General features: G+C 67.4%; 11 protein-coding genes. 3 read left to right on the forward strand and 8 right to left on the reverse strand.

The features are described from left to right. Nucleotides 1–477: ABC transporter permease (locus VJ976_RS10765; RefSeq protein ID WP_324100221.1), on the forward strand; the 477-nt coding region annotated here is incomplete at its 5' end. Nucleotides 478–501: 24 nt separating this feature from the next. Here the strand turns inward: VJ976_RS10765 and VJ976_RS10770 are convergent. Beyond that, nucleotides 502–1,335, reverse strand: coding sequence for a tRNA pseudouridine synthase A (locus tag VJ976_RS10770; protein WP_324100229.1), 834 nt, complete (start codon nucleotides 1,333–1,335; stop codon nucleotides 502–504). Nucleotides 1,336–1,455: 120 nt separating this feature from the next. On the opposite strand from VJ976_RS10770, the gene VJ976_RS10775 reads away from it, so the two are divergent. After that, nucleotides 1,456–1,842: a metalloregulator ArsR/SmtB family transcription factor gene (locus tag VJ976_RS10775; RefSeq protein WP_324100222.1), complete on the forward strand. Its 387-nt coding sequence runs from the start codon at nucleotides 1,456–1,458 to the stop codon at nucleotides 1,840–1,842. Further along, nucleotides 1,839–2,336, forward strand: coding sequence for an SRPBCC domain-containing protein (locus tag VJ976_RS10780; protein WP_324100223.1), 498 nt, complete (start codon nucleotides 1,839–1,841; stop codon nucleotides 2,334–2,336). The genes VJ976_RS10775 and VJ976_RS10780 overlap by 4 nt, the downstream gene beginning before the upstream one ends. A 57-nt stretch (nucleotides 2,337–2,393) precedes the next feature. On the opposite strand, the gene rplQ is transcribed toward VJ976_RS10780, so the two are convergent. The 7 genes from rplQ to infA all read right to left on the reverse strand — a co-directional run bounded on the left by rplQ (nucleotide 2,394) and on the right by infA (nucleotide 6,349). Continuing rightward, nucleotides 2,394–3,056 (reverse strand): 50S ribosomal protein L17, encoded by a 663-nt coding sequence (gene rplQ / locus VJ976_RS10785; protein ID WP_324100224.1) that lies wholly within the window; start codon nucleotides 3,054–3,056, stop codon nucleotides 2,394–2,396. A 24-nt stretch (nucleotides 3,057–3,080) separates the two neighbouring features. Continuing rightward, complete coding sequence (locus tag VJ976_RS10790; protein WP_324100225.1) at nucleotides 3,081–4,109, reverse strand: DNA-directed RNA polymerase subunit alpha; 1,029 nt, start codon at nucleotides 4,107–4,109, stop codon at nucleotides 3,081–3,083. Between the two features lie 208 nt (nucleotides 4,110–4,317). Then, nucleotides 4,318–4,926, reverse strand: coding sequence for a 30S ribosomal protein S4 (gene rpsD, locus VJ976_RS10795; protein ID WP_324100226.1), 609 nt, complete (start codon nucleotides 4,924–4,926; stop codon nucleotides 4,318–4,320). 26 nt (nucleotides 4,927–4,952) lie between these two features. Further along, nucleotides 4,953–5,360, reverse strand: coding sequence for a 30S ribosomal protein S11 (gene rpsK / locus VJ976_RS10800; RefSeq protein WP_324100227.1), 408 nt, complete (start codon nucleotides 5,358–5,360; stop codon nucleotides 4,953–4,955). A gap of 36 nt (nucleotides 5,361–5,396) precedes the next feature. Beyond that, nucleotides 5,397–5,774, reverse strand: coding sequence for a 30S ribosomal protein S13 (rpsM, locus tag VJ976_RS10805; RefSeq protein ID WP_324100228.1), 378 nt, complete (start codon nucleotides 5,772–5,774; stop codon nucleotides 5,397–5,399). A gap of 173 nt (nucleotides 5,775–5,947) precedes the next feature. Then, nucleotides 5,948–6,061, reverse strand: a complete 114-nt coding sequence (gene rpmJ, locus VJ976_RS10810; protein ID WP_007928044.1) for a 50S ribosomal protein L36 — start codon at nucleotides 6,059–6,061, stop codon at nucleotides 5,948–5,950. Nucleotides 6,062–6,127: 66 nt separating this feature from the next. Further along, nucleotides 6,128–6,349 carry a translation initiation factor IF-1 gene (gene infA / locus VJ976_RS10815; protein WP_324100230.1) on the reverse strand — a complete coding sequence of 74 codons (222 nt, stop codon included), beginning with the start codon at nucleotides 6,347–6,349 and terminating at the stop codon, nucleotides 6,128–6,130. Nucleotides 6,350–6,374 lie beyond the last annotated feature (25 nt).

Raw genomic sequence — 6,374 nt, forward strand, 5'->3', positions numbered from 1 at the left:
ACGAACTCCAACCTGATGCTCAACAGCATCTCCATGGTCATCATGATCGGTACGGGCTTCGTCGTCGGCTGGCGCTTCACCAACGGGGTGCCGTCGTTCCTGGCCGGGATCGCGTTGATCTTGTTGTTCTCCTACGCGTTCAGCTGGGTCATGGCACTGCTGGGCATGGTGGTGCGCACTCCCGAGACGATCAACAACGCCTCGTTCATGGTGCTCTTCCCGATCACCTTCATCAGCAACGCCTTCGTGCCCGCGGAGTCCCTCCCCCGGCCGCTCGAGATCTTCGCCGACTGGAACCCCGTCTCGGCTCTGGTCCAGGCGGCGCGCGACCTCTTCGGCAACACGCAGGAAAGCATCGTCCGAGACACCTTCGGCATCCAGTACCCGGTGATCACGGTGTTGATCGGAGTTTTCCTGCTGCTGCTGGTGTTCGTGCCCCTGTGCATCCGCCAGTTCGCCCGGACGAGCTCGCGGTGACGACTTGGGGCTGAGGGTCCCGAGTCAGATGCTCCGGCCCTCCAAGCCGTCGCGCCGGGACCGGGTGGTCTGGGCCCGGGCTGCCAGCTCACTCTCGGGTGGGTACACGATCTGCTCCAGGCAGAGACCATGTGCGGGCATCACGGTGACACCGGGGTTGCGGGCACCTGCCCGCATGACCTCCGCGGGCCATGCAGGCTCTCGGCGGCCTTCCCCGACCGGGACCACAGCCCCTACGAGACTGCGCACCATGCTGTGACAGAAGGCGTCCGCCTCCAGGTGCGCCACGACCACGCCGTCCGGATCTCGAACGACCTCGAAGCGCAGCAGGGTACGGGTCGTGGTGGCCCCTGCCCGTTTGCGACAGAACGCCGCGAAGTCGCGCAACCCGAGGAGCGCACGGGCGGCCTCGTTCATCCGCAGCTCGTCGACCGGCCGCTTGAGATGCACGGTGTCGTGACGTCGCAGCGGGTCGGCGCTCTCGGGGCGGTCGTTGAGGCGGTAGCTGTACCGACGATGGAGCGCCGAGAAGCGCGCGTCGAAGCCGGCGGGCGCCACCCGGACCGAGCGCACGACGATGTCCTCCGGCAGCACGCCGGCCAGGCGGCGAAGCGCGGCCTGTTCCGGCGAGCGGGTGCTGCGCCCGGGCAACGCCTGCCACTGCCGCAGAGGAATGTCCAGGTGCACCACCGAAGCTCTGGCGTGAACCCCGGCGTCGGTACGCCCGCCCACCGTCGTCGTCGGCGCCAGGTCACGCAGCAGCACCCCCCACGCCTGCTCCACCGTCTGCTGCACCGTCCGGCGACCCGGCTGGGACGCCCAGCCAGAGAAGTGCGTGCCGTCGTAGGCGAGGTCCATCCGCAGTCGGACCAGAGAGGAAGAGTCGGGCACGGCTCACACCCTAGATCTTGACCGGGCCGAACCCCCGCGTTAGTTTACAAACTAGTTAATATACCGATAAGTAAAGTGAGGCCCAACGTGGTCACCATCGCGGACGACCAGCAGCTCGACGCCACCTTCGCAGCGCTGGCGAACTCGACCCGCCGGGCCATCCTGGCTCGGCTCGCGCAGGGCCAGGCCAGCGTCAACGAGCTGGCCGAGCCCTTCGCAATGACCCTGCCGGCGGTCTCCAAGCACATCAAGGTGCTGGAGCACGCCGGCTTGGTCGAGCGGACTCACCGCGCCCAGTCCCGGCCCTGCGCACTCGCCCCGGCCAGACTGGCCGCGGTCTCCACCTGGGCCGAGCAGTACCGCTCGATCTGGGAGGACCGGTTCGACCGGCTCGAGACATACGTCACCAGCGTCGACCGAGAGCACAGCTTCCCCGCCTCGCCCGCGTCCGAAACCGAGAGGACACACCCATGACCGAGCAGCCAGCCGTCGACACCACCGACTCCCTGGTGGTCGAGCGCACGCTCGACGCTCCGATCGACGTGGTCTGGTCGATGTGGACCGATGCCCGACACTTCGCCGCCTGGTACGGCCCTGACGGCGCCGACATCCCGCACCTCGACTTCGAGGTGCGGGGCGGCGGGACACGGCGGCTGTGCATGCGCGTGCCGACCCCCCAGGGGCCGACCGAGATGTGGTTCACCGGTGAGTTCCTCACCGTCGACCCGCCGCACCGGCTGGTCTACTCCGAGGCGATCGCCGATGCCGAAGGCAACGTGAAGTCCGCCGTCGAGCTGGGTATGCCGGAGAGCCACCCGACCGTGACGGAGGTCCGAGTCGAGCTGCAGACCGTCGACTCCGGGACCCACATGGTGATGACGCACGTCGGAGTGCCGCCGGACTCCCCCGGGGCAGCGGGGTGGACGACCGCGGTCGACGCGCTTGAGCACCATCTGGCCCGGAACTGACGATGCTGCCCCGCCGCAGTCGGGCGGGGCAGCATCATCCGAAGCTCGAGGCTGCGGTCAGGACGTGGTCTCGGCCGAGCCGGTGGAGCCGTCCGACTCCTGCTGCGACTCGACATCCTCGGCCTTGGTGTTCGCAGCCTCGGTGGTGTCGTCCGTGGCTTCCTCGTTGACCTGGACCGTCTCGGCGGGGGCGGCTACCTCGACACCCTGCTCCTCGGCGACCTCGGCCTCAGCGATCTCGCGCTCGGCTTCGTCGGCCTCGTTCGGCGCGGTGGCCACCTCCTGCTCCTTGACCGCGTCGCGGTCGCGAGCAGATCGCTGCGTGGCACCCTCCGCCTGCTGCACGACCTGGCGCTTGGCCACCGGTTCGCGCACCAGCTCGATCACGGCCATGGCCGCGTTGTCCCCCTTGCGGGGGGCGATCTTGGTGATGCGGGTGTAACCGCCGGGTCGGTCGGCCATGTCCGGTGCGATCTCGGTGAACAGCCGGTGCACCACACCCTTGTCGCCGATCGTCGTCATGACGCGACGGCGGGCGTGCAGGTCACCGCGCTTGGCGAAGGTGACCAGGCGCTCGGCCAGGGGACGCATCCGCTTCGCCTTCGCCTCCGTGGTGGTGATGCGGTCGTGCTCGAAGAGGGCGGTAGCGAGATTGGCCAGCATCAGGCGCTCGTGCGCCGGACCACCACCTAGGCGCGGACCCTTCTTGGGGGTAGGCATGTACGTGTCTCCTTGCTCGAAATCTCAGTACTGCTCGTCCTCGGCGAAGCTGGCGTCGGCTTCGTCCTCGAACGAGTCGTCCTCGGAGTAGTCGGCGGTGCTGGGGTCGAACCCGGGAGGGCTGTCCTTCAGCGACAGGCCCATCTCGCCCAGCTTGTCCTTGACCTCGTCGATCGACTTGGCGCCGAAGTTGCGGATGTCGAGCAGGTCGGCCTCGCTGCGGCTGACCAGCTCGCCGACGCTGTGGATTCCCTCCCGCTTGAGGCAGTTGTAGGACCGCACGGTCAGGTCCAGGTCCTCGATCGGCAGGGCGAGGTCCGAGGCCAGCGCCGCGTCTCCCGCGGAGGGCCCGATCTCGATGCCCTCGGCCTCGACGTTGAGCTCGCGGGCCAGGCCGAACAGCTCCACCAGGGTGCGCCCGGCAGAAGCCATGGCGTCGCGGGGAGCGATGGAGCGCTTGGTCTCCACGTCCAGGACGAGCCGGTCGAAGTCGGTGCGCTGCTCGACGCGAGTGGCCTCGACCTTGTAGGTCACGGCCAGCACCGGAGAGTAGATGGAGTCGACCGGGATCCGCCCGATCTCCTGCTCCATCGACTTGTTGAGCTGCGCCGAGACGTACCCGCGACCGCGCTCGACGGTCAGCTCCATCTCGATCTTGCCGGAGTCGTTGAGGGTGGCGATGTGCAGCTCGGGGTTGTGCACCTCGACCCCGGCCGGCGGAGCGATGTCGGCCGCGGTGACGGCTCCCGCGCCCTGCTTGCGCAGGTACATCACGACCGGCTCGTCGAACTCGCTGGAGACGACGAGGGCCTTGAGGTTGAGGATGATCTCGGTGACGTCCTCCTTGATCCCCGGGATCGTGGAGAACTCGTGCAGCACGCCGTCGATGCGGATGCTGGTCAGCGACGCGCCCGGGATGCTGGACAGCAGGGTGCGGCGCAGGGAGTTGCCGAGCGTGTAGCCGAAGCCAGGCTCGAGGGGCTCGATGGTGAAACGGGATCGGGCGTCGGAGACGACGTCCTCGGTCAAGGTGGGTCGCTGAGCGATCAGCACTGGTGTTCTTCCTTTCCTCGGGCAACCGCTATTTGATGCCCGGTGGGTACCGACCTCTCGGCCGGCTCAGGGCGAGACGACTCGGTCCTCGCTCACCCGGTGTGCGGCCACTCCCCCTCGACCCCCAGCCGCGAGTTCGACATCTTGCGCCGAGTTCGGCGCGGCATGTCGAACGATGTGGCTGGGGGTGCGGGAGAGAGGGGCGTGGCTAGTTCTTGGAGTAGAGCTCGACGATGAGCTGCTCGGTGAGCACGGTGTCGATCTGGGCGCGCGTCGGCACCTGGTGGACCAGGATCTGCAGCGAGCCGGGCACGACCTTCATCCACGCCGGGACCGGGCGGTCACCGAAGGTCTGGCGAGCCAGCTCGAAGGGGAATGCCTCCACCGAGGACGGCCGGATGTCGATGATGTCGTACTGCGAGACCTGGTACGACGGCACGTCCACGCGCTCGCCGTTGACCAGGAAGTGACCGTGGCTCACCAGCTGGCGGGCAGCGCGTCGGGTGCGCGCCAGGCCGGCGCGGTACACGACGTTGTCCAGCCGCGACTCCAGGATGCTGAGCAGGTTGTCGCCGGTCTTGCCGGGACGGCGAGCCGCCTCCTCGTAGTAGCGACGGAACTGCTTCTCCATGACGCCGTAGGTGAAGCGGGCCTTCTGCTTCTCCTGCAGCTGGGTGAGGTACTCCTTCTCCTGGATCCGGCGACGGCCGTGCTGTCCCGGCGGGAAGGGGCGTAGGTCGAAGTTCTTGTCGCCGCCGACGAGGTCGACCTTGAGTCGGCGCGACTTCTTGGTGATGGGGCCGGTATAGCGGGCCATGTGTTCCTACCTCTTCCTTCCGGCGCTCAGACGCGACGCTTTTTGGGCGGGCGTACGCCGTTGTGGGCCTGGGGGGTGACGTCGCTGATGGCACCGACCTCCAGGCCGGCCGCGGTCAGCGAGCGGATCGCGGTCTCCCGACCCGAACCCGGGCCTTTGACGAAGACGTCGACCTTACGCATCCCGTGCTCCATGGCCCGGCGGGCAGCGGCCTCGGCGGCCATCTGCGCGGCGTAGGGGGTGGACTTGCGCGAGCCCTTGAAGCCGACCTGGCCCGAGGAGGCCCACGCGATGACCGCGCCGGTCGGGTCGGTGATCGTCACGATCGTGTTGCTGAAGGTGCTCTTGATGTGCGCCTGGCCGAAGGCGACGTTCTTCTTCTCCTTGCGGCGCACCTTGCGCGCACCGGCGGTACTACGACTCTTGGGGGGCATTCGTCTCTCCTGACGGTGACCAAGTGCGGCCGGGGCCTACTTGGTGACCTTCTTCTTGCCGGCGACGGTCCGCTTGGGACCCTTGCGGGTGCGCGCATTGGTCTTGGTGCGCTGACCATGCACGGGCAGACCCCGGCGATGCCGGATGCCCTGGTAGCTGCCGATCTCCACCTTGCGGCGGATGTCGGCCGCGACCTCGCGCCGCAGGTCACCTTCGAGGCGGAAGTGCTCTTCCAGGTGGTCGCGCAGCAGGACGAGCTGCTCGTCGCTGAGGTCCTTGACGCGCACCGACGGGTCGACCCCGGTGGCTGCCAGCGTTGAGTCGGCGCGGGTGCGCCCCACTCCGTAGATATAGGTCAGAGCGACCTCGACGCGCTTCTCGCGCGGCAGGTCGACTCCAATCAGTCGTGCCATGTGTCGTGCTCCTGTGTTCTCGTCGGAGGTCTGGTGCAACACCGTTCCGCGTCTCGTGGTGCTCTGCGGTTCTCGGCCTCCGAGCCGAGAGTGACGTCCCGCATATCGGGGGTCGGGTGCTGCGTATTCATCGTTGGTGCCGGGTAGAGGACCCGCGAGGTGCGATGTTCTGGCTATCCCTGCCGCTGCTTGTGCCGCAGGTTGTCGCAGATCACCATGACCCGTCCGTTGCGACGGATCACCTTGCACTTGTCGCAGATCTTCTTGACGCTGGGCTGGACCTTCATCGCCTGCTTGTCATCTCTCGATCTGGGTGTGATGGCTGGTTCTTCTGAATGTGGTGCTGGTGTGTCTCAGCGGTAGCGGAAGACGATACGGCCGCGGGTCAGGTCGTACGGGCTGAGCTCCACCACGACCCGGTCCTCAGGAAGGATCCGGATGTAGTGCTGACGCATCTTCCCCGAGATGTGGGCGAGCACGATGTGTCCGTTGCTCAGCTCGACTCGGAAGTTCGCGTTCGGGAGGGACTCCACTACGGTGCCCTCGATCTCGATGACGCCGTCCTTCTTCGCCATAGGCTTGTTCTGTCCTTCGCTGGTG

Origin of the sequence: Ornithinimicrobium sp. (genome assembly GCF_035267225.1) — a bacterium.
Classification (GTDB): Bacteria; Actinomycetota; Actinomycetes; order Actinomycetales; family Dermatophilaceae; genus Ornithinicoccus.